Below are 1,913 nucleotides of genomic sequence, written 5' to 3' on the forward strand. Positions count from 1 at the left end.
GAACTGCAAAACTGATCCCCAAATCTGAAATAATCTTTGTCAAAGTAATTGCCGCAAGTAGCGATACCCTGATTTAATCTTTATTGTACGGTAAGCAATCTAGGAGGTTATGGGCTGTGCCAAAAAAAACAGTAGCGAATTTGACAGAAGCCGATTTAGCGGGCAAACGGGTTTTAGTCCGGGTCGATTTTAACGTTCCCATGGACAAAGCCACCGGGGCAATCAGCGATGATACCCGCATTCGGGCGGCACTACCAACTATTGAGGATTTAATTAAAAAAGGGGCTAAGGTTATTTTATGCAGCCACATGGGTCGTCCCGACGGTCAAGTTAAAGAAAATTTGCGTCTGACTCCTGTGGCTAAACGTCTCTCGGAATTACTGGGCCAAGAAGTAGTCATGTGTCCCGATTCTATTGGTGAGGGAGTCACGGCAGCGATTAGCCAAATGTCTAACGGTCAAGTGGCCCTTTTAGAAAATCTGCGTTTCCACGGTGAAGAGGAGGCAAATGATCCCGATTTTGCCAAAAAATTAGCCGCTAATGCCGATTTATACGTTAATGATGCTTTTGGTACCGCCCACCGCGCCCACGCTTCCACGGAAGGCGTTACCCACTATCTCAGCCCCTCGGTGGCGGGTTATTTGATTGAAAAAGAGTTAAACTACCTACAAGCAGCTATTGAAACTCCCCAACGTCCCCTAGCGGCGATTATCGGCGGTTCTAAGGTTTCTAGTAAAATTGGCGTGATCGAAACTCTATTAGAAAAGTGCGATAAACTGCTCATCGGTGGCGGTATGATCTTTACTTTCTACAAGGCCCGCGGTTTAAGTGTTGGTAAGTCTTTGGTGGAAGAGGACAAACTGGAATTAGCCAAATCCCTGGAAGCGAAAGCTAAAGAAAAAGGAGTGGAATTCCTCCTTCCTACCGATGTGGTGTTAGCGGATAAATTCGATAAAGATGCCGAGTCCCAAATCGTCAAGGTCGAAAATATTCCCGATGGTTGGATGGGATTGGATATTGGACCTGAATCAGTTAAAGTTTTCCAAAAAGCTTTATCTAACTGTAAATCTGTCCTCTGGAATGGCCCCATGGGGGTGTTCGAGTTCGATAAATTTGCGGCGGGTACAGATGCGATCGCTCACACTTTAGCCGATTTAACCGCTACTGGTACAACTACTATTATCGGTGGTGGTGACTCGGTAGCGGCGGTGGAAAAAGTGGGAGTGGCGGAAAAAATGAGCCATATTTCCACCGGTGGTGGCGCTAGTTTGGAATTACTCGAAGGGAAGGTTTTACCCGGTATTGCCGCTCTCGATGAGGCCTAATTATCTCTAATATCTAAGGTTTAAACAAGGTGGGTCCTGGCCCGCCTTTTTTTATGAATTATGAATTATGAATTATAATACTAAATCTGTTTATTAAAGACTGATTATCTATAGCCCCTATTGCCTATTGCCTATTGCCTATCCTGATATGTAGCCTATACTCAACGGATTTAGTATCATTAGGATACTTCAATCGCGGTAAAATCCACCCGCTGATATAAATCTGTCAGGGATATTTGAAAATCTAGAGAAAACAGAGTTAAAATCGCTTCTTGATCGTGATAATCCCGGAATGCCCAATGATCGCCTCTTTTATGAAACTGTTCTATATAATAACCATATTGATCAATTAAAATATATTCTTCAAAACTATCAAGAGAACGGTAAAATTTAAACTTATCACCCCGATTATAGTCTTGAGTAGATTTTGATAAAACCTCGATAATCACCTGTGGATTGGTAATCGTATCGGTGCGTCCTCTTTCAAGAATTGGTTCTCCCTTAACGATCATAATATCGGGATAGGTGTACATATTATAGGCGGGTATGGCCAAGCGTAGATCGTTGATAAATATATCATAGGCTTGA

General features: G+C 43.0%; 2 protein-coding genes. One reads left to right on the forward strand and one right to left on the reverse strand.

Annotation, left to right across the window (positions count from 1 at the left end):
• Positions 1–116 precede the first annotated feature (116 nt).
• Complete coding sequence (locus PX484_RS16940) at positions 117–1,325, forward strand: phosphoglycerate kinase (RefSeq protein ID WP_287766251.1); 1,209 nt, start codon at positions 117–119, stop codon at positions 1,323–1,325.
• A gap of 179 nt (positions 1,326–1,504) precedes the next feature.
• On the opposite strand, the gene PX484_RS16945 is transcribed toward PX484_RS16940, so the two are convergent.
• The coding region (locus PX484_RS16945; RefSeq protein ID WP_288104872.1) for a Uma2 family endonuclease at positions 1,505–1,913 on the reverse strand (409 nt) is incomplete at its 5' end.

It is taken from the genome of Microcystis sp. M49636_WE2, from assembly GCF_030065375.1.
Lineage (GTDB): Bacteria > Cyanobacteriota > Cyanobacteriia > Cyanobacteriales > Microcystaceae > Microcystis > Microcystis aeruginosa_C.